The sequence below is a fragment of the Paenibacillus sp. IHBB 3054 genome (assembly GCF_051594305.1).
In the GTDB taxonomy this organism is placed as follows: Bacteria; Bacillota; Bacilli; order Paenibacillales; family Paenibacillaceae; genus Paenibacillus_AQ.
The window spans coordinates 103,514-126,353 of record NZ_JBOFBG010000020.1 but is presented as its reverse complement, the minus strand read 5'-3'; the positions used below and the strand labels follow the sequence as shown (position 1 = coordinate 126,353).

Below are 22,840 nucleotides of genomic sequence, written 5' to 3'. Positions count from 1 at the left end.
TAATGATTATATCAGTATTATGGCTAATTTGAAACAAGATTATTCCGGACATTCCGGACAAAGATTATAATCTATATGTTTGTAGGGAATGTTGTTTGAAAAAAACTCAAGGTTAAAACATATGTCCCTATAAAAAAAAGTAACCTGTATTATCGGAAGATTGGTATGTACACATTATCCCCAACACGCAGGAATGCATCCAACGAATACTCTGTACCCTGCCGTTATGAACGGGTTATTTCTTTGCTCCGGAAAGATTCTTTCTTTAGACACATACATAATATGTAAATTCGTTTATATTAAGATTATACGGAAGCACCGTACCTTTCCATTATTGATGGTGTATTTTGATATAAGGAGATGGGTTGCATGGCTGGGAATCTTTCGCTTGAGGATTTCAGAAGGGAAGTTAAACGGCAGATAGATGGAGCGCGTAATGCCGGTGCGGAGTATGCAGATATTATTTCTGGTGATGTGCACCGAGAACTTGGTGGTTATCCTGGACCTAGTCATAGCATGCCCTCATGCTGTAAAGCAATGTATGATTATAAAAAGCCCATTGACATAATTTTGGAGGCGCCGCCTAAAGGGAAGGGAGCAACCCTCAAAATTCGTTATTATACATAGGAGTGGTTTGCTTGAGCACTATATACAAAGTCTTGGAGAGCGATACAGACTTCCTAGCTGCAGCCCTGGCGCAATCCAAAGTCTCAGTCTGGTACCGGGAAGATCCGGACCCAATCGGGCACCTAATAGATTACGGCGGCTTAGTCGGGGGATTTATTCCAGACTCTGTTAAGATTGCTGGCCGTTGGTTTATGCGTGAACGATTTGAATTTAGAGCATACATAAAATAACCCGCCGGGCTAAGCCTGACGGGTTATTCTTTGTTTACATCTGCTCACTACTCACTTCCATTTCATCTCGTCAAATTCCCAAGGGAAATATCTGTTGATTGATTTAGCCGTTTCCTCCCAAGTGTCTTTAGAACATTTGTCCAAAATTTTTTGGATTTCAGATTTTATTAATGAGATGTCAAAAGATTTGATAAGAAGTAAACCACGAATAGGAACTACAATTTCGCCAATAAAAAAATCTCTGAGTCCATTAGCATTTGCTACCGTAGCATAGAATTGATCAGTACCATGCACTTCTTCTGATCCAACATCTAGAACAACTGATACGCAAAAATCTTTGTTTTCTTCAGGCGTTTCATAAAAGTGAGCTTCTTTGAGAATCGGACGAATCATAACAATCTCCATTCATATCTTGTTTAGGAGTGATTTTAATCAATATTAGCTACATTAACATGATAATTCGATGTTTGATGAAAACCATTGTACCCTGTCTGAGAAAACTTTTCAAAATTCGCTTGGTATGCGATTAAGTATTTTGCACCAGTTCTTACTCTTCTTAAACCATCTTTACTGTAGTACCAAAAACCTCCCGATTCCAACTTCACTGTTGAGCCAGGCCCAACAAAAATCTGTGCTGCTTCATGGACGGTAGACGAAGGAACGGTATCATTCAGGTATCCAAAATTACCTGTATTTGCTAAAGCTAGTTGGGCTAAATCATACGGTGATATATTAGAAATTCCTGCAGGACTAATAATTCCTGAACTATTATCCAATATAATACTGGAATTACTAGGAGCAGCAGAGGCAAAGGTGCTAAATGAGCTGAATAATAAAGTAAAACCAAACAACAAAGATGTAATTTTCTTGACATTTCTTTTCAAAATAATCACTCCTACTAAAGTTTTTCGATAAAGTTAAATGTACAAACTTAATCGATATGACAATTTTACACAAAGGATAGTGAAAAGTAAGGGGAAAATAGTAGAAAAAGGAAGAAAAATAAAAATGATACATAAGTATTATTAAATATGAAAAAATAGGAAATAACACCCATTATTGATTGGAAAATAGTAGAGATGATTAATTTATTGCCTATCCTTCTTAACGAAGATATAATACAAACAAATGTTCTTACTTAAGCCCGGAGGCGATCACATGAAGATGAGCATCGGCCAAACCATCGAAATTATATACCTGGATAAAGCGGGCAAGATTACGCAGCGGAAGATCGAAGTGAACGGCATACTTGAGGGCGGATTACGAGCTACCTGCCTGACTACTGGAGCACCCCGCATCTTTTTGACAGCCAACATACTGTCGTGGCAACTGGTGCAGGGACGGCAGTATGCTTGACGATACCCCGCGTAAGCTGCTACGGATCATTTTTCAGTTCCGGTATCATTTTAGACGGATGCCCAACATTAAGGAGCTGCGACGATTGAGCGGGCGGCGGCCTGCGGAGATAATCAAGGGATTCAAAGCGCTGGCAGCGGAGCGATATATACTATGGGAGTCGTCTGCACCTATTGAGACGGCCGTAATAATTGAGGGGTGGGAACGTAACGTACCGTACCGTACGATACATCGCCTCAGGGAGGCATACAGAGCGCCCGGCGTGGATCTAACATAGATTACTGGATGAATCACTGAGGGGGCAGTACATAAATGAGTAAATTGGATGGCAATGAGCGGCGGAAAACTAAGGTGCTACGTACCGATCATGTTGATCAGTACGATCAGAGGGATAAGGACGAGGGAGCCGGCAGTAAAATGCTCACGAATGAAGAGCGCGAAATGATACGGGACCTCATTTTGCTGCCACATATAGATACAATGGTTAGCAAGAGCCTGAAGGAGATCGAACACTTCAACAACATACTTAAGCGTGTCTATTTAATGGCTGGGCAAGCCATACAGCGCCAGATCATGCAGGATACCTACCGACTGCAAAAGGAGCTAAAACAGCGAAATATCCGGTTTATTGCTGATGAACAAGACGATTTTATCTTGTATTACAAAATCTTTTGCCGGGGATACCAAGAACGATTCGGACTTACCCGTGATGTTATGCGTACAGAGATAAGCTTAAGGTTGACCAAGTATACCGCCGACCTTGGGGCAGTATTAAAAGATCTACAAAAATAAAACGAAACCCCGTCAGTGATTAAACTGACAGGGTATTTTTTATTATGGCTTTAGCCAGTTGAGTACGTGAAGCGTGCGAAACAAAAAACCACCTGCTATGCGGGTGGTGTAGTGATGCTTATAGCAAAAAACCACCTGATGCGAGCGTTATAATAGGAGTGTTCAAGCTACTATGTATAACGAAAGGAGAAGGTGGTTTTTTGTGGCACAAGCCAGAGAAGGTATGGCACACACCAAATGGATGTGCAAATACCATATCGTATTCACCCCAAAGTATAGACGAAAGGTGATCTACAATCAATACAAGGAAAGTATCCGTGATATCCTAAAGCAACTCTGTGGCTATAAAGGGGTAGAGATTATCGAGGGACACCTCATGCCAGATCATATCCACATGCTGGTCAGTATCCCACCGAAAATGAGTGTATCTAGTTTTATGGGATACCTAAAAGGGAAAAGTGCGCTGATGATCTTCGATAAGCATGCAAATTTAAAGTATAAGTATGGAAATCGTCATTTTTGGGCGGAAGGCTATTACGTAAGCACCGTAGGACTCAACGAGGCAACAATTAAGAAATACATCCAAGAGCAGGAAAGTCACGATATTGCGCTGGATAAGCTGAGTGTGAAAGAGTACGAAAACCCCTTTAAGGGGTAGCCGGTAGTCCAAGCACCCCTTCAGGGGTAGGCAAAAGAGGCAAAGGCATAGTAGCTTGAACGAAGTGAAAGCCAGCGCCTTTAGACGCTAGCCGGCACCAGAGGCTTATAGCCTCAGAGCAAACCACCCGTTTGACGGGTGGTTTTGATTCGCATCCGATTCCATCACCGTCTCTATCTAGCTTTCTGGAGTAACCAGGATCGCCAGCGTAGATTGGATCTGCTCCAGCTGCTCTAACTGCAGAACAATTTTTGTAATACACATCTTCAGTCGGTTTCTGTGTTGCTGCTGGCTTTTTGGTGGCCGATGGCTTTGTTGTTGCTTTTGGTTTACTTGTTGGTGCGACTACATTCACTTAAGAGGTAGTCGTTTTTTTACCTTAGACAATCAAGGTGATTTTATATTTAACATCTATTTTTAGTATCTAGTTTATTCCCAATTAAAGCAAAAAAAGAGATTATGTTACAAATAAATGAATAAGAAAATCCAAAAAAATAACAATTAACAAAAAATACTTGAATATCGTTGTTTTTTAAAATATAGTTAAAATATTCCAAAAATGAAAGGGAGAGTGAGTAATTTGAATTTAAAGAGAAGTATTGCTGCTAGCTTGACAGCAGGATTTTTGTTGACAGCGAGCTTACCTGTATATGGTGAAACGGCTAATGTTACAAGTGAGACTGTATCTCCTGTAGAGAGTGCTGTTCAAACTATTGATCTTCAAAAAGGTTTTGAAAATTTGTCCGATGATATAATTGTAAGTGAAGTGTTAACATTTGATGAATTGGTTTCACGTATGGCTGAAAAGCAAGGTATTACCGAAGATGAGGCTTCCAGTATATTAATTAATAATTATGGGGCTGGAAATACCGAAGAGAGTAGATCAAACGTGGCTCGATTAGCAACTTTTAGAACTTTATCTAAACAGCTCTTAGAATTTAACGGCTATAGACCTTCTTTGGAGTTTTACTGCGAAACTAGTGAGAGCGGCTCTTTTCATGGCATAGTAAAAATTCTTAACACAACTTTGAATCCGATAAACAACAACACCGCAAAGGTCTTCAACGGTACTATTTATGTTAATTTAGAAAATGCTAGTAAAATTCATTATATTGTAAGTGGAAAGTTTTATCATAATGGCGTTATTCAGTCAGTTACTGGTAATTTTGGGATTAGTGTCGGCGGTGTCTTGAATATTGGGATAAGCGCTACCGGAAATACAAACCTATACTATACTACTCATGAGCCTGGGGATCTTATTTGGTAGAAATGAACAATAAAAAAACATGAAGAACGTATAGTAAAGTGATCCTTCATGTTTTTTTTCTATTGTTTTTACTTTTGCTTGGATAGGTAATGATTTATCTGGATTAAAAATGAAAAATATAAATGTAAAATATTACATTTGTCATCAAACCAAGAGGAGGTAAACATCTTTAAACTTTATACCTTTTAATAGGTTTTTTTTGTTCTTTATACATTTATTTGTTTAAAAAACTAACTAACTATTCCTTAAAAAAGTACCACTTCATGTTAAAATAATTGTAATACTGAAAATTAAGAAACTGAATTTGTCATTAAGAATATTCTCTAATTATTTTTCATAAGTATAAAAGGATTTTATCATAATTATTTTACCTAGGTGGTGTGAGACTGAAGATGTATAAAAATAATAAGTTTCTTTTGGCAAGCATTTTACTAGGACTACTAATTATGTTTTCACCAGTAATTATTACAAGGCAAGGTTATGATGTTTCAAGTATACTGGGTAACCTTTTGATTGTTGAACTAATCGTCAGAACGTTAGCATTAATTATTGGATTAATTGTAGTTTATGATGGTGTTAAAAATTTCTTCAAAAAAGAATGAAAAAGATTCTATTTCAATTAACCTAAATATCCAGATTGGAATCACCGATACCCTGCCATTGGCAGGGTATTTCTATATAAAGAGTGAACAAAGGTATTTTCTTGTTTTTGGGGGCGATCAAATGCACATTGGTCAAATTGTAGAAATCGTATATTTGGAAAACGGGCAAAATCACGCAGCGTAAATTTGAAATTAATGGTATCCGCAATGGCCGTATCCGGGCTATATGCCTGACCACGGGTGCACTACGCTTATTTCTGGAAGCCAGTATCTTGTCGTGGCTTCCTGTCCAGAAGCAGCGGCTTGCTTGATGATACTCCGCGTAAGCTGCTGCGAATAATCTCACAGTTCCGGTATCACTCAAGAGGATGCCGAAAATCCAGGAGCTGCGACGATTGAGCGGGCGGCGGCCTGCAGAGCATAATATAGTGTGGGAGGCGCACAGAGCGCCAAGCGCGAAACTAACATAGAAGTGTTATTCCTGATCTTTATGATCAGCCCCTCATCTCTCGGAGCCGGTGACGTGAAACTGGTGACGTTGATTGGACTGGGTATCGGGGTGGAACGAGCGGTAGTAGTACTATTTTTGATGTGCATTTTTGTGTTTCTATACCTGTGGGGAAGAAGGTTACTGTCTTTAGCGGTTCAGCGTTCCGTGCCGTTGGCACAGTTTCTCAGCCTAGGGTTAATTATTGTTATCTTGTGACGTATTCAAAAATTAATCGGAAAGTTTGTCAACCTAACTAGTTGGTCGGCGGGCTTTTTTCGTTATAGTATAAATTCCTAAACACTGGACTCTGCAGCATACCAGATTTGGTCCAGTATTGGATACAAAAAAAGCCAGCCGACCATTTAAGGTTGGCTGACTATTTCCTGTCTTATCCCCTTGAGTCTCTTTAGGCAAGGTTATTTTTCAGAAGCTTGAGACGTATTATTTTGAGCGCATTCCTTCTCCCATTCCATCGCCAATATGTTCAATTCTTGCTGGGTTGGATTTTCTAAAGTAAGGTTTTTGTACTGTCGAATTCTCCTACCACCCTCAATTTTTTCTGCGATTAAGCGGTATTTATTCTTAGATAGTTTTTCAAATCTATCCATGTGATATCCTCCTTTCTTGAATTTAAAGATACTTTGAATTCTTCTTTTTTTCCTCTAGCCTCTGCTGATACATTTCTTTTCCCTTGGCAATAATAGTATCCCAATGGTCCTCAATAACGTACCCCTTAGTCTCATTTTTCGGAACAAGCATTTCGTTCAACAGGGGCTGAACATCAAGTTCTGGGTCTAAGCCCAAAGCGCCGAGTTCATAGATTAACTTAACGACTTTTGCTTGATAAGGATTTGAAACTAATGAATTGCCTTCTTTTTTGTAACCATATGGTGGGACATGCATGTACCCATCCTCCTTTTTTTACTTTACCCCATGATGAATCTGAAGGTTTGGTTCGCAACCTTGTGTGCCGGCGGGGGGCTTCTTTTTCGCATGGTAGGGAGCTCAAACCAGTAAGGATCTCCTACATATGTAAACCCGTCAGGATCAGAAATAGTCCCAGCATTATAACGAGATTTTAAAGTGCGATAGGGTGTTTTCGTGATAGAAAACGATGGCGGTGTCGCGATCGTATTCAAGTGAGTGAATTGGCTGGCATTCCTCACAAAATCGTTGAAGAGCAGCGCTAACCTTGTAGTCTTTACCACAGCGTTCACACGTATCAATACTTCCAAGTATCCGGATGTCGCCTTGTTGTTTTCGTTTTCTATATTCTGCATTGGTCTGCCGTTGACGCTTTGCTCGGCAATCTGGACAGTGGTAGGCTCGGGGACCACCCTGAAACACATTCACGCATGAACGACAGACACGATCCATCATTATAATTCATCACGTACCCAACGTTCCTTTAACCATAGTGGCCGCCCCTCTTCGACTGCATCAGGACGTGGGAATCGTTTTTCCTTGCCACGATAACCCGGAGATAGCATAGCCTTAGCGGTCTTGGTTACGTTTTGCTGAGTGGTATCGCCCAAGTAACGAGCAAGCCACGCGGCTCCAACGTATTCTAGGGGCGGTACTACTTTCCCAGTAGTGGTAAGTTCCAGATCCCGGTGCGCTTGTATTCAGAGATAACTTCCTTGATCTGAGGTAGCACGTATTTTTTTAAATCAGCATCTCCATACTTCTCAAACTCGGCATCTATGATTTCAAGTTTGGCTTCATGGTCTGAAACCAATTTCCCACCATCCATCAGCATTTTTAAAAGCTTGTGTGAAAGTTCCCATGCTAAGCCGATTTTAACTTTAGGTTTTTCAATTGGTTCTACAGATTCGATCGGCACGCGATTAGTGTATCCAGTGTGGTGTTTATATTCGAGAAATGGACAGTCATTCATCGCCTGGAAGCCACTTTTGATTAATTCATATCTGTTACCTTCAGGTGAAACGTAATAAGTAGTCTCGCCCATGTTCACAACGGTGAAATCTTCAGGCAACTTGTACATTACTCCGTCTACTTTAACCTCGGCCATATTTAGCACTCCCTTATCCTCATCCGGCGTATCCGGCTTATTGGTTTCCGTTATCGATTGCTGTGAATTAAATATACTATAAATGGTTGTGTTACACAACCGAACAATAACGAGAACAAAAAAAATTCCATTGCTTAAAAATTCCTAGTGCGGTTTTAATACAAACGAATGTTCTTATTTTTGGAGGCGATCACATGAAAATGAGCATCGGCCAAACCATTGAAATCATATACTGGACAAAGCCGGGAGATTACACAGAGGAAGATAGAGGTTAAGGGAGTACGTGATGGACGTGTAAGAGCTACTTGTCTGACCACTGGCGCGCCGCGCGTGTTTTGGGCAGGGAGCATCCTCGCCTGGCAGACAGTGGCGGAAAAACGCTATACTTGATGATACCCCGCGTAAGCTGCTGCGGATTATATTTCAGTTCCGGTATCATTTCAGACGGATACCGACTCTACCAGAGCTGAGGCGATTAAGAGGGCGGCGGCCTGCGGAAATAATCAAAGGTTTTAAAGTGCTGGCGGCAGAGAATTATATAGTATGGGAAGCAGGCAAAGCCATTGAGACGGCTGCAATTATCGAGGGCTGAGAAAGTTACACGCCGTATGGTACAGCGCCGTAGGGAGGCGCACAGAGCGCCAGGCGTGAAACTAACATGGATTACTGGTTGTATCATTGAGGGGTGGACATATCTTGAGTAAATTAGATGCGAATGAACGATGGAAATCAAAGATGTTACTAACAGATCATGTAGAACAGTATGAGCGAAAGAAGAGGAGAAGACCACCGGCAGTAAGATGCTCACTAATGATGAGCGCGAGATGATCAGGGATCTCATTTTACTGCCGCATATAGAAACAATGGTTAGCAAGAGCCTGAAGGAGATCGAACATTCAGGCAACATCCTTAAACGCGCCTATTTAATGGCCGGTCAAGCCATACAGCGTAGAATTACTCAGGATACCTATCAGTTGCAAAAAGAGCTGAAGCAGCGGAATATCAGGATGCTGGCGGATGAACAGGAGGAATTTTTGGTATATTATTAAATCTTTTGCCGGGGGTACCAGGAACGCTTTGGACTAACTCGTGATGTTATGCGTACAGAGATAAGCTTAAGGTAGACCAAGTATACCGCCGACCTTGGGACAGTATTAAAAGAGTTACAAAAATAAAACGAAACCCCGTCAGTGATTAAACTGACAGGGTATTTTTTATTCGCATCCGATTCCATCGCCGTCTCGATCAAGCTTTCTGGAGTACCCGGGATCGCCGGCGTAGATTGGATCTGCTCCAGCTGCTCGTACAGCGGAACAATTTTTGTAATACACATCTTCAGTCGGTTTCTGTGTTGCTGCTGGCTTTTTGGTGGCCGATGGCTTTGTTGTTGCTTTTGGTTTAGTTGTTGCCTTTGGTTTAGTTGTTGCCTTTGGCTTAGTTGTCGGTTTTGGCGTAGCTTTTGGTTTATCAGTTGCGTAATCTTCAAGACTCCAAATCCCCAATTTCGCAGCTTGTGCTTTTTTCTGGATGGCTCTGAACTCATCTACATATTTAACATTTGGTTGATAAATTACGACTCTTGCATATCCCTTTTCCAAAAGCATTTCATTTAGCATTTTGTCGCCTATGTACACGTATGCTAGCAGACGTCCATATTTGTCTCTTTCCGCGACATCAAATTCAAGTTCAACAGTTTTACCCTTGAGAATTTTTGCGGTGTAAGCACTCGCCTCAGGTCCGAACGGTTGTACCGGTTTATCAGGGTGCTTAGTCTCCGGAGTATCAACGAGCAGCAGTCGGATTTTTTCCTTTTTGCCATCGGGCATTTTAACGGTAAAGGTATCACCATCCGTCACCGCAGTTACCTCTGCTTCAATCTTTGCTCCCTCGGCTGTTACATTTCTGAAAGGTATAGAAGATAAGGAAAAAACAACTACCAGCAAAAAGAGTAATCTCTTAGTTTTAAACATTTTTTTCGTTTTGCTCCTTTGTTAGATTATGAGAATATTTTAGCAGGAATAGGAAAATGATACTATATGTTTGTTGAATGGCGATAAATAACCCCGTCAGTATAATGGCGGGGTTTTATTACGGTCATTTTAGTGGAATCGTGTTACCATGTGACTGATATAGGAATACTTCACGATAAAAGTTACATACGAGGGTGACAACCATGCATCTTGATCAATTCCCAAACGATACACAAAATTTCATTTATGAACTCTGTTATTTGGCGATGAAAAGAAAACAAATGTAAGGAGCAAATACGATGAATATTAGAGAGGCGACCGAAGAGGAATTCATCTTTTTACTGCAGCAGATCAATGAGGAGTCGATACTCCGTTATGGTAGTTTAATAAAAGCATTGCATGTTGCTGGCTTAAAAAGTAGCCCCAATCAAGTATATACTAACGATGAAATCTATGCTCAAATAAAAAAGGTTGAGTCAGAGAATGGATTTGTGAACCAGGCAGTATACAATAAATCAAAATCTAAACCAACATCTGATGCAATTGTTTCTAGATTCGGATCTTTTGAGACTGCTTGTAATTTAGCGGGAGTTATGTTTTTGGCTAATCCCAGCAAAAATAAGGAAGGTGGGAATAAAAGAGGAAAAGTTGCGTATTCAGACGAAGAAATCATAAGAGTATTACAAAAAGCATCCAGAATGTACGGAGATTCTTTGACAATACAACAATATAAAGAGAGTAAACTAAAGCCATCGTACATGACCATTTTAAAGAGGTATCAGTCTTTTCAAGCTGCTTGTCAGGCGGCTGGTATTGAGTATAGACGATACAATCCGAAAGAATTACAGGTCGATCAAATGATACATTCCCTACGTCAAACCTTTATTTCAGCCGGAAAAATGTTGACCACAACTGAATATAGCCGAGCAGGCTATTCTCCGACTGCCGCGACTATTTACAAACACGGCATATCGTGGCCAGAGGCGGTAGAATTAGCTGGGTTCGATTATCATCAAAGCAAATTGACTGGCGAACTTATTCATAAACCTTCAAACGATACCCCCGATTGAAATCTAAAATAGCCCGTCAACCTTAAGCCTGACGGGTTATTGTTGTTATAAGATAAACTCTGTAAAAACCGGACTCCGCAGCATGCCGGATTTGGTCCAGTTACGCATTCTTACCTTGGCACGTAGCCGAGGCTCCAGATGTACAAACTCCTTATCCTCACCAGTTACGAGCTGCGGGGTTACACCTCGGAAGGCTTGCTTATGGAGTGGTGACACACCAAGCTCAATTACTCCAGCCGGACGCAGTTTGCCGGATGTACCGGGCACCGCCGCCATCCAGCCAAATTCCTGCTTTCTATATCCCGTGATATAAACCTCTGTATAGGTCCAGTTAATGACCTTCTGCCAAGCGTGGGAGCGGCGTCCAGTCTCATAAACGCTATTCTTTCGCTTAGCAACAATCCCCTCCATGGCCCGTGCTTGCATCTGAGCAAATAATGCCTCACCTGCTCCCTCAATGTACGGTATTACGCCAAAGTGTGCGTTAGGCAAAGTGATTTCCCGGAGGATAGCCTTACGTTCCATTAGCGGCCGATTGCGGAGATCTTCGCCTTTATAGCGGAGAATATCGAAAATGACGTAAGTTACCGGAAGCTCTTTGGTAAGCCGGCGGATAGTATCGGAACGGCGCGCCTGGAATCGTGACATTACAGAATCAAAGTCAACTGCACCAGTAAGAGGATCAATGCACGCAATTTCCCCATCAAGATCTATGTCGTAAGGAAAGGCATAGTTAGCGATCTCCGGGTATTGCCGCGTGCATTCGTTGTTATGACGGGTATACAAATGGACATCTTCTGAATCTTGAGAATAGATTAAACGGTGACCGTCTATCTTTGGCTCATATATATTATCGCTGCGAGAGGACGGCCCAGGAGCCGTCTGCAGCAGCATAGGACTTATAAACATGGTTTCACCTCTACCTAATTATAAATGCCTATGGTAGAGGAAAGGGCAGGGAAGTATTGGGCATAAAAAAACCCGTCAATCTTTAAGTGATTAGCGGGGATTTTAACAGTTTATTTAATACAGAATGTTGAGCATGTTTTGCGGTTATGTCTGCTTCGTCCAAAAACAAGTAGCGTTCTGTCATCTTTATATCCGAATGTCCGAGGATTTGCATAAGACTATAAAGGTCGCCTCCAGATACAATCCATTGGCGTGCAAAAGTGTGTCTCAATGTATGAGGGCTCAGCCTTATACCTGAGAAGACAGAAGGATTGTCTTTCTTGATCGAACTCATTACTGCGCGTACTGAGCTGTCGCTGAGAGGAGCAGAACCCCTGCTACAGAAGTAAAAGTCTTTTACTGGAAGGCTCTTTAACAAATAACCTGTTTCCTCACTAAAAGGCACCATACGTTGCTTATCGTTCTTACCGATTATGGTTATATAGTGACTGATGAAATTAACATTCACTTCTTGAAGCCATAGTGCCTCGTGGATACGTAAGCCAGTATCTAAAATAAGCGTAAAAAGGCAGCGATATATCAATCTAGTTTTAGGATTTCTAATCCTATCTACGGCGGAGAGTAAAGAATCTATCTGATCAACTTTTAAAGATTTAATCAATCGCTTCGGAAGAACCGGTCTTACAAGGTGAGCGGCAATATTATCTTGACGACCTTGTGAAATCAGATATACACCCAGCGCCTGAAGGAAATCAATATGTTTTCGTATCGTTGCTTTACTAAGCTTCCCAGATCCAGCGGAACGCTTATCACGGGTATATAGATAGGCGATGTACTCAACACAGATTTTTTGAGTGATTTCTTCTTTGTTGTAGATGTGATGTTCATATAACCATTGTAGAAAGAGTTTGGCGTATGATTTTGTCAAGACTTGCATTTTGAAACTAATACCTGAAGCAATTCTATATGTTAGAAAATCCTCGATTAACTCATCCATACTCTCTAGTCGCTCCGTTCTATTCGAGGAGATGCTTAATTGTTTCATATCTCCATCCCCGGGGATCGTCTTTGGGAGGGAGAGTCCCCCGTCTTATCCGGTCTGAAATTGCTCCAGGAGTGACTCCAAGTGCCCTGGAAAGATCCGCCTGCGTAAATGATCTTTCTGGCCGTCTGATATCCCCAGGACCATATGCTTTTCCGTCTGGATCAACAAGCACCGGTTGTCCATGATTACTGGCAGCGTGGTCAGTTGTCAAGCGCCAGCCAGCCCAGACTCCTGTTCCTGTCCATTGTTCATTCACTTCTACCACTCCGCGATTTCAGTTTTATATTGCTCAACCTCAGTTCCATCAAAGATATCGCCGATTGAACTGAAATCAATTTCTTCCCAACTCATTTCGTTTTTTTCACAATATGCATTCACGATATTAGAAACATCTAGAGCGATATCGGCATTGAGAACGGCGGAAATTGCATTTTCGAAGGTTTCCTCGTAACGTTCTTCCAGCATACGCAGAGCGGCGACACGATGGCTACCTGTCACAAGACCAGTACCTTCAACGAAGAGGATAGGGGCGCCTTTCCAACCATTAGCCAATATATTGGCAGCCAAAGCTTTTACCTTATAGGAATCTGTTTCGTTAAGTTCTAGATACTTTACCTTGTGATAGTTTCCCATCCTTACCGCCGCCTCTCTTTTGTTATTCTTATCTTACTACCACCTATACAAAAAGTATAGGAGAACACATACGAACGAAGTATTAATTTCCCATTGCTTAAAAATTCCTAGTGCGGTTATAATACAAACAAACGTTCTTATTTTTGGAGGCGATCAAATGCAAATGCACATTGGTCAAACTGTTGAAATTATATATCAGGATAAAGCAGGGAATTTCACACAGCGGAAGATTGAGGTTAACGGAATTCGTGAAGACCGTATCCGTGCCACATGTCTGACTACTGGATCGGCCCGTGTATTTCTGTCAGCAAACATTCTGTCATGGCAGCCGGTTCGGGAGAAACGTCATGCCTAAAGATCGTGTAATTATGCTGTCCGACTGCCAAAGCTTCTACGCCTCTGTGGAGAAGGCGGCGAATCCTCAATTTAGCAAAAAGCCACTCATCGTGGCTGGAGATCCAGAACGCAGGAGCGGGATTGTATTGGCGGCTTGCCCAATTGCAAAAAGCTATGGGATTACAACCGCCGAGACGATAAGGGAGGCTCTGATTAAGTGTCCAGAGGTGATCATTGTACGGCCACACATGCAACGCTATATAGATGTATCAGCTCAGATCACAGAGATTCTGCGGTCATTCAGCGATCAAGTTGAACCATACTCCATTGATGAACAATTTATTGATGTGACAGGCAGCCGCACATTATTCGGTGGCCCGATAGAGATTGCCACGGCCATACAGAACAAAGTACGGCAGGAGACCGGGGTATACGTGAGGGTGGGGATCGGAAAAACCAAAGTTGCCGCAAAGATTGCATGCGACCTTTGGGCCAAAAAAAACGAAAACGGAATATTTACACTTACTCCAGAACTGCTGCCGTCAATGCTCTGGCCCCGGCCAATCAGTGATTTATTCATGGTTGGTCGCCGTATGTCCACTCATTTCTATAGTATGGGTCTTGTAACAATCGGTCATGTGGCTCAACTGGAGCTGGCTGAGCTGAAGTGGGGGATGAAGCAAAAGTTTCGTAAAAACTGCGATATAGACGCTGAGCTGTACTGGCGGATAGCCAACGGCATTGATGATAGCCCGGTAAACCAGCACACGCATGAGGTGCCTCCCAAGAGCGTAGGGCATCAAATGACTTTGCCCAGGGATTACCGGACATTATCAGAGATCAAGACGGTGCTGCTGGAGCTCTGCGAGCTGGTGTGCCGACGCTGCCGCCGACATAAGGTAAATGGAGCAGTGGTATCTGTCGGTGCCCGGGGAGCGGACTTTGATGCCCGCACAGGCTTTTCCCGGCAAAGTGTAATGAGCGATCCTACCAATGCCACTAATCTGGTGTATGAAGCGGCTGTCGCGTTATTCAAGCGGCACTGGGACGGACAGCCGGTACGTAGCGTAGGTGTTAGCCTCTCAACGCTCACTGATGAGGATCAATACCAATTGACGATGTTTGAGTCCCGGCCTCGTCTCCGCGAGCTAGAGCGGGCGACAGACCGCCTCAAAAACAAGTACGGTGATGCGATTATTGGTAGAGCTGCATCCTTTACAGATTCCGGATTGCTTAAGGACCGGTCAGGTAAAATCGGAGGGCACTATAAGTAATCAATCATAAACAAAACACCAGTATTGGCAGACCGGTATCTCAGTGAGCTTTCTTTTTTGGAGAGTCAATTACTATAGAACTGCTATTGGTAGAACCGTAAATCAAACTCCCACCTACTCAGAGCAGATGGGAGCGCAATAAACAAATGCTTTTTTAAGGTGATTTATATTTCTTTGAGACAAAATACAATTTGTTCAAGTACTTTCTTCAGAGCCTTTACTTGCTGTTGGCCCTCGATCCCTCACCGCTTCGCCTTATAGAACTCATGATACAGCTTCATCAGCGCTCGCTTCTCTATCCGTGACACATAACTGCGGCTGATACCGAGATCCTTGGCGATCTCCCGCTGTGTCCGTTCTTCACCGCCTGTATCCAGCCCAAAGCGTCCGACGACGACTTCCTTTTCACGTTCATCCAGAATATCGAGATTGCGGTAGATTTTGCTCTTTTCAATCTTCAAATCGACTTCTTTGATGACGTCGTCGGCTTCCGAGCCAAGTATATCTATAAGAGTAATTTCGTTGCCTTCCTTGTCCGTACCGATAGGGTCATGCAAGGATACATCCTTGCGGGTCTTTTTAAGCGATCTCAAATGCATCAGAATTTCATTTTCTACACATCTTGCTGCAAAAGTAGCTAACTTCGTACCTTTATTCGGACGATAGTTCTCTATTGCCTTGATTAATCCAATGGTGCCGATGGAGATTAAATCCTCCGTATCCTCTCCGGTATTATCGAATTTCTTAACGATATGGGCAACAAGCCGTAAATTATGCTCAATAAGCATATTTCGTGCTTTGGCGTCTCCCTCCGCCATCATTCCTAAGTATTTACTCTCATCCTGCTCCGAAAGAGGTTGTGGAAAGGCATTGTTTCTTACGTAAGATACCAGTAGTGTCAATTCTTTAATCAGCAGAGCAATCGTACTTATAATTCCCGGCAACTTGGCGACACCTCCCGCACATGTACAATGAAACCAATCTGTAGTTAGAACTACGGGTTCATGGTCCTTTTATTGTATGTGGGTAGATGCCTAGAAGTGCTTGTATACTTGAAATAGTACAGGCGAACTTGATATGAGGTGAATTAAATTACATTCTTCTATAGTGAAAGATTTAAAAGGCGTTGTAATATTGCTTTACTGACAATAAATGATCATGATGTTACTATTAGCCCAGTCAAGACATACGAAACGGGAGGGATAATGAGTGATCGCTATTTATCCACGTGTATCCACAGAAGAACAAGTAAAATCGGGATTTTCAATAGATTATCAGATCCGGGAAGGTAAAAAAAAGGCCGGGACTGATGAAGTGAAAATATATCCAGACGAAGGTTATTCTGGAGAATATTTAGAAAGACCAGGGATGAGTCAACTAAGAAAAGATGTGAAGGATGGTTTAATCACAAAGATCATTTGCTTAGATCCTGACCGGCTCGCTCGTAAACTGATGCTGCAGCTTATAATTACTGAAGAATTTGAAAAAAGAGGGGTAGAGTTAATATTCATAAATGGTGAGTATGCCAAAACCCCGGAAGGGCAACTTTTTTATAGTATGCGTGGCGCTATATCTGAGTTTGAGAAAGCAAAAATCACTGAGCGAATGACCTCTGGTCGGAAAGAAAAGGCTGACCAAGGGAAGGTCATAAAAAACTCATTCTTATATGGTTACGACTACGACAAAGAAAACAGCAGGTATCTTATTAATGAAGATGAGGCCAGGGTTGTGCGCCTTATTTTCAATTTATTTACGAAACCAAATGATATTGTTGAAGGAATCAATGGTATCGCCAACTATTTAACAGAATCTAATATACCAACGAAACGCGGAGCAAAGGTGTGGCATAAGCAAGTCGTCCGACAAATTCTTTTAAATGAAACTTACACCGGTCGATTCGCGCAAAATAAATGGAATACAGAAGGAATGCTGGGTAATAAACACAAACTTCCTGAAGATAAAGTCAAAATGAAGTTAAGGCCAGTTAGTGAATGGATCTATGTGGAATGCCCACGAATTATAACTGATATCGAATATGACTACGCTCAGAAGCTTCTTGGAGAGGCAAGGAGACGGTTTGCTAAGGAAGGATTGAATCAATACCTGTTGTCTGGTTTAGTGCGTTGTGGGACCTGTGAAAACACTATGACCGGAAGGAAATCTAAAAATTGGGGAAAAACTGTTTTTCAATATACCGATATTAAAAATACGTCCGGAGCCAAAAACAAAGGCTGTGGGACTACAGTGTTCTGTGGTGTTCTTGATGAGATTGTCTGGTCGCAAGTACATAACTGGCTAAACCAACCTGAAGAAATGGCGGCTGCAAGTGTGGAGGAATCACAAGAAAATTACTGGGAAATGAATAAATCCAGAATCGAACGTGAGCTTATAAAGACAAAGGCTGCTCGAAAAAAACTGATAAAGTTGTTTTCAACAGATATGGGTATGGGGGAAGAGGAAATACGCGAGGAACTGAGAGAACTCGCAGACCGAGAAGAGTCTTTAAACAAGCAGTTGAGTGAGTTGGATTTAGAACTGAGCACTATCAAAAAACTAGAGTCTGGAAAGAATATGCTTGCTGAAACCTTGAAATACTATCTGAAGCTTAATCCAGAGGAATTAACCTTTGAAAATAAACAAGCTTTAATTCGGATGTTAATCAAAGAGGTGAGGTATACTCGTGAGGACATTAATATTGTGACGTTCTAGATGCTCTATAGACATTAGAATAGAAATTTTGATGCATCTTCGTTCACTTAAAAAGACCCGCAAGGACGTATCCCTACACGATCCAATTGGGACTGACAAAGAAGGTAATGAAATTACACTTATCGATATCCTTGGCTCCGAAGCTGATGATGTCATTAAAGAAGTCGATCTGAAGATTGAAAAGAGCAAGATTTACCGCAACCTCGACATTTTGGACGAGAGGGAGAAGGAAGTTGTTGTGGGGCGCTTTGGCCTCGACACAGGCGGTGAAGAAAGGACACAGCGGGAGATCGCCAAGGATCTCGGCATTAGTCGCAGTTATGTGTCACGGATAGAGAAGCGGGCGCTGATGAAGCTGTATCATGAGTTTTATAAGGCGAAGCGTTAGGATCTAGAGGATAATTTAGATAATAATTAGAGATTCACAATAGAACATTTAAAAAAGCAACTTGCCAACAGGGAAGTTGCTTTTTTTTTTAAGTCAAGCAGGTGGCACTAAATGAATATAACTCTTTAGCTGCCCCTTATTGGGCTCGGTTTTTCGGCATGTTCTCATATCTAGAAACGGAAAAATCATGTAAATGTCCCTGAAAAAAATTAAAAACCCCTCTTTAATTATTAATTCCTTATAGTATATTTTCTTGTATAACTAATTGGATATCAGCAGCAATCTTATCCTGTAGCTATGATTCCTTACAATGTGTATTATTAATGGAACCTTAATGAAGGAAGGGCCCTGTATGGAACAAACCCGAACGCGCTGGAGAAGAAGAATATTTACAAGATTAAAAAATATGAAATTACAAAATAAGTTAATGCTCGGTTATGTATTGGTATGTGTTATTCCTCTATTATCTGTAAGCGCATTCATATTTCAGCAATCCGCGAAAGGGTTAGAGGACTCTTCTCAGGAATTTGCCTCCTTGTATACGTCCCAAATCAAGACTACTTTGAACGAATTTCTTAAAGAATATGAGGAGGTTACGAAGTCAGTACTCGTAGATAACGACATCATATACGGTCTCGGCGAAACACAAAATTTGCCTTTTGACGAATTAGTTAATCAAAGACTTGCTGTGCAGCGGCTGCTGATGCGGGTCTCATTGCTCAAATCTGAGATGAGTACGGTGATGCTGGTTAGCAGGGATAACAGCGTGTATCAGTACAGCAGTTCAACAAACAAAGTGAATGAGAACATGCTGTTGTCCCAGGGGTGGTACAGAGGGCTTCGCGATTCCAATGAAACCTTCTTCATTACCGGACTGCATGACCGTTCCTACTATGAGGATAAAGGGGAGGGAGCGGTTGTAACAGCGGGAAGAGTGCTATTCAGTTCAGATGGTGCACATGCAGGAATGCTGCTTATTGATTTAGATCCCTTTACATTGCTGCAGCTTGATCATGAGTTCATTTTGGCCCGGGACAAGTACGGTATAAGTGTAGTTATTACTAATCTTAAGCAACAAATAGTTTACCATTCTGATGCTGCCAGCGGAAAGTTATCCTGGAAGCAAGTTCTGGATTCAGGCGCTAGCTATATCAAGAATAACGAAATCAAAAATCACATTGTGCTACTGGGAAAGACATCCCAAGGGGAGTTGTTAATTAGGACTGACATTCCCCGCTCAAGGCTTCTGCAAAAAATTAATCAAATTAAAGGTATGACTGTCGCTGTCATTCTGATGAGCTGTCTGGTTATAACGCTGTTCTCATTTGGTTTAAGCTATACGATTACAAAGCCTATAAAGGCGCTCCGGAGAAGTATGAAGCAGGCTGAAGTAGGCCAGTATCTGGCTATAGAGAAAGAGCAGGCCAATGATGAAATCGGAAGCCTGGTGCATAGTTACAACAAAATGATCATAACAATTCGCACTTTAATAGAGGATGTATATATCGGAGAAATCAAACAGCGGCAGGCAAAATTCATTGCTCTCCAAAATCAAATCAACCCTCATATGCTCTACAATACGTTAGAGTCCATTCGTATGAAGGCACTGGTGAAGGATGATGACGAGACTGCAGACATGATTAAAATTCTGGCACGCATGTTCCGGCTGGCCTTAGCCAAAGAAGGTAAACAGCATTCAGTTAAGCATGAACTGGAATACACAGCTAATTATCTGCAGCTCCAGAATATCCGTTTTGATCATATGTTCAAGCTTGAGATTGAGATACCTGATGAAATGCTGGAGTGCAGCATAATCCCTCTAGTCTTTCAGCCAATCGTTGAAAACAGCATTAATCATGGGTTTGTGGACTACGGCCGTATTATGGACATCAGGATTGAGGGCAGTTGGACGGAACAGGGAGAAATGTTATTTCGGATTATGGATAACGGAGTTGGTATGAGCCCGGACAAACAATCTGAGCTGCGTGCTCTTCTAGACGGAGCGGATTCACATAAATACAAATTTGAAAGCATTGGTGAGCAGGCTGGAAAAGGATTGGGACTGCAAAATATTGCGGAACGCATCAAGCTTCATTACGGCGACCGGTATTATTTAACCATTATACCCGGAGCTGTGGAAGGAACGGAAATTGAAATATTGATCCCAAAAGCTTGATATATCGGCAGCATGCTCAAGAAAGCAGGAGGGGTTTAGGATGAAAGTAGTAATAATAGATGACGAAAAGGGTATTGTGGAAGGGCTCAAAAAGATCATTAGCCGCTATCTTCCAGAATGCAAGGTTGTCGGAGAAGCTTATAATGGGCTTGACGGATTTGAAATGATTCAAAAGCTCCGTCCCGATATTGCAATAACGGATATCCGTATGCCCAAAGCAGATGGTCTCGATATGATCAAAATGCTGGAAGAAACAAAAGTTCAGACTAAATTCATTCTGTTAAGTGGATATGCAGATTTTGAGTATGCGAGAAGAGGGATGAAGCTGGGAGTGCAGTTCTACATCAACAAGCCGGTAGAGGAAGAAGAACTGCGTGACAGTGTGAACCAGGTCATTGAACGGATTCGTGCAGACAGGATCAAGTTACAGGGATTAGACGAATTAAAGCATGCAATGAATAGCCGGATTCAGGAAGAAACCTTACGGGACATCCTTGATATCGGGAATGATCAGACCAGTCTGGTGGATGAGCTGCTTCGCAGTGCTCAAATTCCTACAGCTGGCATTTGGTTCAATTCGATCCTGATTGAAATTGATGGCAGCACTGATGCGCTGAAGGAGCTTGGTTTTCAGCCACTGTTCCATCTGATAGACCAGGCTTTGAAAAATTACTGCCAAGTATACCGCTTCCGGTATTTCGGCCCGCAAATTGCCATTGTGATTGCACATAACAGCAATATTTTGCATGGAAGATTGCTTCATGTGATTCAAGAGATGAAACAGGCGGTCTACCGGGAGCTGAATCTGTCGATCAGCGTGGGAATTGGTACAGTGTATAAGCGAACAACAGGAATATGTCAGTCTTTCGAAGAAGCACGAAATGCACTAAGTTACAAAGTAATTAAGGGAGGGAAATCCGTGATCTCCTTTACGGAGATTATGAAAATAACAGACCGCAGCCACGCCGTTCCCGAGGAAGCTATAACCAGACTGGAAGATGCACTCGATAACATGCATGAGGAGGAATGTGTGGCTATAATCCACGAGATTTTCCGGGGAATGACAGCTGAGCCGGGGATGAACCCTGCAGATCTCCAGCAATGGTGTTTAACCATTCTTCTGTCAAGTATCCGGAAGCTGTCTTTTCAGCAATTGCAGCAGAATGATCTGGTTGGCGGACCTATTTTATCTCTGGAAGGCATTTCACGGTTTAGGACGCTTGAGTATCTGGAGGAGTGGATGATTCAAGTCATTAGGGGGATCATCCGTTTCAAAGTAGAGCATAATTTGGCGCAAAAAAAAGATATTATTTCAGAGATTAAGTTATATGTTTCCAAGCATTACAATGAACAAATCAGTCTTGCCGATTTGGCTGCGCGTTTCTTCATCAGTCCCTATTATTTAAGCCAGTTGTTCAAACGTAAGACGGGAGACAACTATTTGAATTTTTTGACACAGATAAGAATCGATAAAGCAAAAGAGCTGCTGGAGAATACCGATTTGAAAGTGTACGAAATTTGCCAGATGGTCGGATATTCAGATGCGCAGCATTTTGCGCGGATGTTTGAAAAGTTTACAGGATGTAAACCCAGAGATTTTCGCAAAAAGCTGCCGAATGTCTAAACGTATTTAGCTAGATATTATAATAGACTAACGAGAAGTAACAGGTAAGCCTAACCGGGTTAGTCTGTATTCATTTTTGAACCGTACTCCCACTATATGCTCATCCTTTCACTTCAAGGAGCAGCTTGTGCAGCAAGGAGATATCATTTTGGACCGATTGATAGGCATGCTCTGAAATCAGCCGGACGGAGACTTTTTTGGAATCGGGAACGTTTGATAATTCAGAATCACCGTTTTCAATCAATCCCTTTCTTTTATTTAGCCGTTCAATGGCATCTTCGATCAAATAAGCGAGCTTCTTCCGGTCTACCTTATCCAGAAAAAAGAGAGAGGAGTACAGGGAAGTGAAATTCGTGAAGTTTTGAAATGCGGAATAAATCTCTTCCACCAGTGTTTCACGGCCCTTTTTTGTGATTCCATAGGTCGTTTTCTCGGGACGGTTGTCGGTCTGCACGACCTTGATTTTCTGAATAAGTCCTTTTTTCAAAAGCACCTCAAAATTATAATATAGGGTTCCATCATTGATCGGAAATGAATTATCGAGAGGCTTTAGTACTTGCTTCTTTAGGTCGTAAGGATGATGGTCCCCTTCGCTCAGGATACCAAGGATAAATATTTGAAGTGACATAAGACTCCTCCTAATTAGATATGA

The 22,840-nt window shown here is 41.9% G+C and carries 26 protein-coding genes and 1 pseudogene; 15 read left to right on the top strand and 12 right to left on the bottom strand.

Annotation, left to right across the window (positions count from 1 at the left end):
• Positions 1-369 precede the first annotated feature (369 nt).
• Positions 370-627, top strand: a complete 258-nt coding sequence (locus ACQ76X_RS21085) for a hypothetical protein (protein ID WP_438495779.1) — start codon at positions 370-372, stop codon at positions 625-627.
• A gap of 281 nt (positions 628-908) precedes the next feature.
• Here ACQ76X_RS21085 and ACQ76X_RS21080 read toward each other — a convergent pair whose 3' ends face one another.
• A complete protein-coding gene (locus ACQ76X_RS21080) occupies positions 909-1,250 on the bottom strand; it encodes an Imm8 family immunity protein (protein ID WP_438495778.1) in 342 nt (113 codons plus the stop codon).
• A 35-nt stretch (positions 1,251-1,285) separates the two neighbouring features.
• On the bottom strand, positions 1,286-1,741 hold the full coding sequence (locus ACQ76X_RS21075; protein WP_438495777.1) for a hypothetical protein: 456 nt from the start codon (positions 1,739-1,741) through the stop codon (positions 1,286-1,288).
• 274 nt (positions 1,742-2,015) lie between these two features.
• Between ACQ76X_RS21075 and ACQ76X_RS21070 the strand changes: the two genes are divergently transcribed.
• From ACQ76X_RS21070 to tnpA, 4 genes are all read left to right on the top strand, one after another.
• A complete protein-coding gene (locus tag ACQ76X_RS21070; RefSeq protein ID WP_438495776.1) occupies positions 2,016-2,213 on the top strand; it encodes a hypothetical protein in 198 nt (65 codons plus the stop codon).
• A complete protein-coding gene (locus tag ACQ76X_RS21065) occupies positions 2,206-2,490 on the top strand; it encodes a hypothetical protein (RefSeq protein WP_438495775.1) in 285 nt (94 codons plus the stop codon). The genes ACQ76X_RS21070 and ACQ76X_RS21065 overlap by 8 nt, the downstream gene beginning before the upstream one ends.
• Positions 2,491-2,525: 35 nt before the next feature.
• On the top strand, positions 2,526-3,005 hold the full coding sequence (locus ACQ76X_RS21060; RefSeq protein ID WP_438495774.1) for a hypothetical protein: 480 nt from the start codon (positions 2,526-2,528) through the stop codon (positions 3,003-3,005).
• 172 nt (positions 3,006-3,177) lie between these two features.
• Positions 3,178-3,663 carry an IS200/IS605 family transposase gene (tnpA, locus tag ACQ76X_RS21055; protein WP_438495773.1) on the top strand — a complete coding sequence of 162 codons (486 nt, stop codon included), beginning with the start codon at positions 3,178-3,180 and terminating at the stop codon, positions 3,661-3,663.
• On the opposite strand, the gene ACQ76X_RS21050 is transcribed toward tnpA, so the two are convergent.
• Positions 3,653-3,925 (bottom strand): excalibur calcium-binding domain-containing protein, encoded by a 273-nt coding sequence (locus tag ACQ76X_RS21050; RefSeq protein WP_438495794.1) that lies wholly within the window; start codon positions 3,923-3,925, stop codon positions 3,653-3,655. The genes tnpA and ACQ76X_RS21050 overlap by 11 nt on opposite strands.
• Positions 3,926-4,243: 318 nt before the next feature.
• On the opposite strand from ACQ76X_RS21050, the gene ACQ76X_RS21045 reads away from it, so the two are divergent.
• Together ACQ76X_RS21045 and ACQ76X_RS21040 are read left to right on the top strand one after the other, a co-directional pair.
• Complete coding sequence (locus ACQ76X_RS21045) at positions 4,244-4,930, top strand: hypothetical protein (protein ID WP_438495772.1); 687 nt, start codon at positions 4,244-4,246, stop codon at positions 4,928-4,930.
• A gap of 567 nt (positions 4,931-5,497) precedes the next feature.
• A complete protein-coding gene (locus ACQ76X_RS21040) occupies positions 5,498-5,716 on the top strand; it encodes a hypothetical protein (RefSeq protein WP_438495771.1) in 219 nt (72 codons plus the stop codon).
• A 722-nt stretch (positions 5,717-6,438) separates the two neighbouring features.
• Here ACQ76X_RS21040 and ACQ76X_RS21035 read toward each other — a convergent pair.
• The 3 genes from ACQ76X_RS21035 to ACQ76X_RS21025 all read right to left on the bottom strand — a co-directional run bounded on the left by ACQ76X_RS21035 (position 6,439) and on the right by ACQ76X_RS21025 (position 8,054).
• Complete coding sequence (locus ACQ76X_RS21035) at positions 6,439-6,630, bottom strand: hypothetical protein (protein WP_438495770.1); 192 nt, start codon at positions 6,628-6,630, stop codon at positions 6,439-6,441.
• Positions 6,631-6,652: 22 nt separating this feature from the next.
• A complete protein-coding gene (locus ACQ76X_RS21030; protein ID WP_438495769.1) occupies positions 6,653-6,925 on the bottom strand; it encodes a hypothetical protein in 273 nt (90 codons plus the stop codon).
• Positions 6,926-7,601: 676 nt separating this feature from the next.
• Positions 7,602-8,054: a hypothetical protein gene (locus ACQ76X_RS21025; protein ID WP_438495768.1), complete on the bottom strand. Its 453-nt coding sequence runs from the start codon at positions 8,052-8,054 to the stop codon at positions 7,602-7,604.
• An 800-nt stretch (positions 8,055-8,854) separates the two neighbouring features.
• Here ACQ76X_RS21025 and ACQ76X_RS21020 point away from each other — a divergent pair.
• Positions 8,855-9,103, top strand: a complete 249-nt coding sequence (locus ACQ76X_RS21020; RefSeq protein ID WP_438495767.1) for a hypothetical protein — start codon at positions 8,855-8,857, stop codon at positions 9,101-9,103.
• Between the two features lie 165 nt (positions 9,104-9,268).
• Here ACQ76X_RS21020 and ACQ76X_RS21015 read toward each other — a convergent pair whose 3' ends face one another.
• Positions 9,269-10,024, bottom strand: a complete 756-nt coding sequence (locus ACQ76X_RS21015; protein ID WP_438495766.1) for a thermonuclease family protein — start codon at positions 10,022-10,024, stop codon at positions 9,269-9,271.
• Positions 10,025-10,323: 299 nt separating this feature from the next.
• Between ACQ76X_RS21015 and ACQ76X_RS21010 the strand changes: the two genes are divergently transcribed.
• Positions 10,324-11,094, top strand: coding sequence for a homing endonuclease associated repeat-containing protein (locus ACQ76X_RS21010; RefSeq protein WP_438495765.1), 771 nt, complete (start codon positions 10,324-10,326; stop codon positions 11,092-11,094).
• Between the two features lie 45 nt (positions 11,095-11,139).
• Here ACQ76X_RS21010 and ACQ76X_RS21005 read toward each other — a convergent pair whose 3' ends face one another.
• The 3 genes from ACQ76X_RS21005 to ACQ76X_RS20995 all read right to left on the bottom strand — a co-directional run bounded on the left by ACQ76X_RS21005 (position 11,140) and on the right by ACQ76X_RS20995 (position 13,681).
• Positions 11,140-12,003: an ATP-dependent DNA ligase gene (locus ACQ76X_RS21005; RefSeq protein ID WP_438495764.1), complete on the bottom strand. Its 864-nt coding sequence runs from the start codon at positions 12,001-12,003 to the stop codon at positions 11,140-11,142.
• An 82-nt stretch (positions 12,004-12,085) separates the two neighbouring features.
• Complete coding sequence (locus tag ACQ76X_RS21000; protein WP_438495763.1) at positions 12,086-13,000, bottom strand: tyrosine-type recombinase/integrase; 915 nt, start codon at positions 12,998-13,000, stop codon at positions 12,086-12,088.
• Positions 13,001-13,306: 306 nt separating this feature from the next.
• Positions 13,307-13,681: a hypothetical protein gene (locus tag ACQ76X_RS20995; protein WP_438495762.1), complete on the bottom strand. Its 375-nt coding sequence runs from the start codon at positions 13,679-13,681 to the stop codon at positions 13,307-13,309.
• A 157-nt stretch (positions 13,682-13,838) separates the two neighbouring features.
• On the opposite strand from ACQ76X_RS20995, the gene ACQ76X_RS20990 reads away from it, so the two are divergent.
• Complete coding sequence (locus tag ACQ76X_RS20990) at positions 13,839-14,036, top strand: hypothetical protein (RefSeq protein ID WP_438495761.1); 198 nt, start codon at positions 13,839-13,841, stop codon at positions 14,034-14,036.
• On the top strand, positions 14,029-15,291 hold the full coding sequence (locus ACQ76X_RS20985; protein ID WP_438495760.1) for a DNA polymerase IV: 1,263 nt from the start codon (positions 14,029-14,031) through the stop codon (positions 15,289-15,291). The genes ACQ76X_RS20990 and ACQ76X_RS20985 overlap by 8 nt, the downstream gene beginning before the upstream one ends.
• 242 nt (positions 15,292-15,533) lie before the next feature.
• On the opposite strand, the gene sigK is transcribed toward ACQ76X_RS20985, so the two are convergent.
• Positions 15,534-16,235, bottom strand: coding sequence for an RNA polymerase sporulation sigma factor SigK (sigK, locus tag ACQ76X_RS20980; RefSeq protein WP_438495759.1), 702 nt, complete (start codon positions 16,233-16,235; stop codon positions 15,534-15,536).
• Positions 16,236-16,500: 265 nt separating this feature from the next.
• On the opposite strand from sigK, the gene ACQ76X_RS20975 reads away from it, so the two are divergent.
• From ACQ76X_RS20975 to ACQ76X_RS20960, 4 genes and pseudogenes are all read left to right on the top strand, one after another.
• Positions 16,501-18,000 (top strand): recombinase family protein, encoded by a 1,500-nt coding sequence (locus tag ACQ76X_RS20975; RefSeq protein WP_438495758.1) that lies wholly within the window; start codon positions 16,501-16,503, stop codon positions 17,998-18,000.
• A 13-nt stretch (positions 18,001-18,013) separates the two neighbouring features.
• Positions 18,014-18,388, top strand: a pseudogene (locus tag ACQ76X_RS20970) (sigma-70 family RNA polymerase sigma factor); the annotation flags it as partial.
• Positions 18,389-18,923: 535 nt separating this feature from the next.
• Positions 18,924-20,564 (top strand): histidine kinase, encoded by a 1,641-nt coding sequence (locus tag ACQ76X_RS20965; RefSeq protein WP_438495757.1) that lies wholly within the window; start codon positions 18,924-18,926, stop codon positions 20,562-20,564.
• Between the two features lie 40 nt (positions 20,565-20,604).
• The gene (locus ACQ76X_RS20960) at positions 20,605-22,188 is read left to right on the top strand and encodes a response regulator (protein WP_438495756.1); all 1,584 of its coding nucleotides are present in this window, start codon (positions 20,605-20,607) and stop codon (positions 22,186-22,188) included.
• Between the two features lie 100 nt (positions 22,189-22,288).
• Here the strand turns inward: ACQ76X_RS20960 and ACQ76X_RS20955 are convergent, their stop codons facing one another.
• Entirely contained in the window at positions 22,289-22,816 is a 528-nt protein-coding gene (locus ACQ76X_RS20955; RefSeq protein ID WP_438495755.1) for a PadR family transcriptional regulator, read from the bottom strand.
• Positions 22,817-22,840 lie beyond the last annotated feature (24 nt).

Excerpts from the sequence above, each read along its gene's own strand:
- ACQ76X_RS21085 (WP_438495779.1), top strand. The coding sequence starts at position 370 with ATGGCTGGGAATCTTTCGCTTGAGGATTTCAGAAGGGAAGTTAAACGG.
- ACQ76X_RS21080 (WP_438495778.1), bottom strand. The coding sequence starts at position 1,250 with ATGATTCGTCCGATTCTCAAAGAAGCTCACTTTTATGAAACGCCTGAA.
- ACQ76X_RS21070 (WP_438495776.1), top strand. The coding sequence starts at position 2,016 with ATGAAGATGAGCATCGGCCAAACCATCGAAATTATATACCTGGATAAA.
- ACQ76X_RS21065 (WP_438495775.1), top strand. The coding sequence starts at position 2,206 with ATGCTTGACGATACCCCGCGTAAGCTGCTACGGATCATTTTTCAGTTC.
- ACQ76X_RS21060 (WP_438495774.1), top strand. The coding sequence starts at position 2,526 with ATGAGTAAATTGGATGGCAATGAGCGGCGGAAAACTAAGGTGCTACGT.
- tnpA (WP_438495773.1), top strand. The coding sequence starts at position 3,178 with ATGTATAACGAAAGGAGAAGGTGGTTTTTTGTGGCACAAGCCAGAGAA.
- ACQ76X_RS21040 (WP_438495771.1), top strand. The coding sequence starts at position 5,498 with ATGATGGTGTTAAAAATTTCTTCAAAAAAGAATGAAAAAGATTCTATT.
- ACQ76X_RS21035 (WP_438495770.1), bottom strand. The coding sequence starts at position 6,630 with ATGGATAGATTTGAAAAACTATCTAAGAATAAATACCGCTTAATCGCA.
- ACQ76X_RS21030 (WP_438495769.1), bottom strand. The coding sequence starts at position 6,925 with ATGCATGTCCCACCATATGGTTACAAAAAAGAAGGCAATTCATTAGTT.
- ACQ76X_RS21025 (WP_438495768.1), bottom strand. The coding sequence starts at position 8,054 with ATGGCCGAGGTTAAAGTAGACGGAGTAATGTACAAGTTGCCTGAAGAT.
- ACQ76X_RS21020 (WP_438495767.1), top strand. The coding sequence starts at position 8,855 with ATGCTCACTAATGATGAGCGCGAGATGATCAGGGATCTCATTTTACTG.
- ACQ76X_RS21015 (WP_438495766.1), bottom strand. The coding sequence starts at position 10,024 with ATGTTTAAAACTAAGAGATTACTCTTTTTGCTGGTAGTTGTTTTTTCC.
- ACQ76X_RS21010 (WP_438495765.1), top strand. The coding sequence starts at position 10,324 with ATGAATATTAGAGAGGCGACCGAAGAGGAATTCATCTTTTTACTGCAG.
- ACQ76X_RS21005 (WP_438495764.1), bottom strand. The coding sequence starts at position 12,003 with ATGTTTATAAGTCCTATGCTGCTGCAGACGGCTCCTGGGCCGTCCTCT.
- ACQ76X_RS21000 (WP_438495763.1), bottom strand. The coding sequence starts at position 13,000 with ATGGATGAGTTAATCGAGGATTTTCTAACATATAGAATTGCTTCAGGT.
- ACQ76X_RS20995 (WP_438495762.1), bottom strand. The coding sequence starts at position 13,681 with ATGGGAAACTATCACAAGGTAAAGTATCTAGAACTTAACGAAACAGAT.
- ACQ76X_RS20990 (WP_438495761.1), top strand. The coding sequence starts at position 13,839 with ATGCAAATGCACATTGGTCAAACTGTTGAAATTATATATCAGGATAAA.
- ACQ76X_RS20985 (WP_438495760.1), top strand. The coding sequence starts at position 14,029 with ATGCCTAAAGATCGTGTAATTATGCTGTCCGACTGCCAAAGCTTCTAC.
- ACQ76X_RS20960 (WP_438495756.1), top strand. The coding sequence starts at position 20,605 with ATGAAAGTAGTAATAATAGATGACGAAAAGGGTATTGTGGAAGGGCTC.
- ACQ76X_RS20955 (WP_438495755.1), bottom strand. The coding sequence starts at position 22,816 with ATGTCACTTCAAATATTTATCCTTGGTATCCTGAGCGAAGGGGACCAT.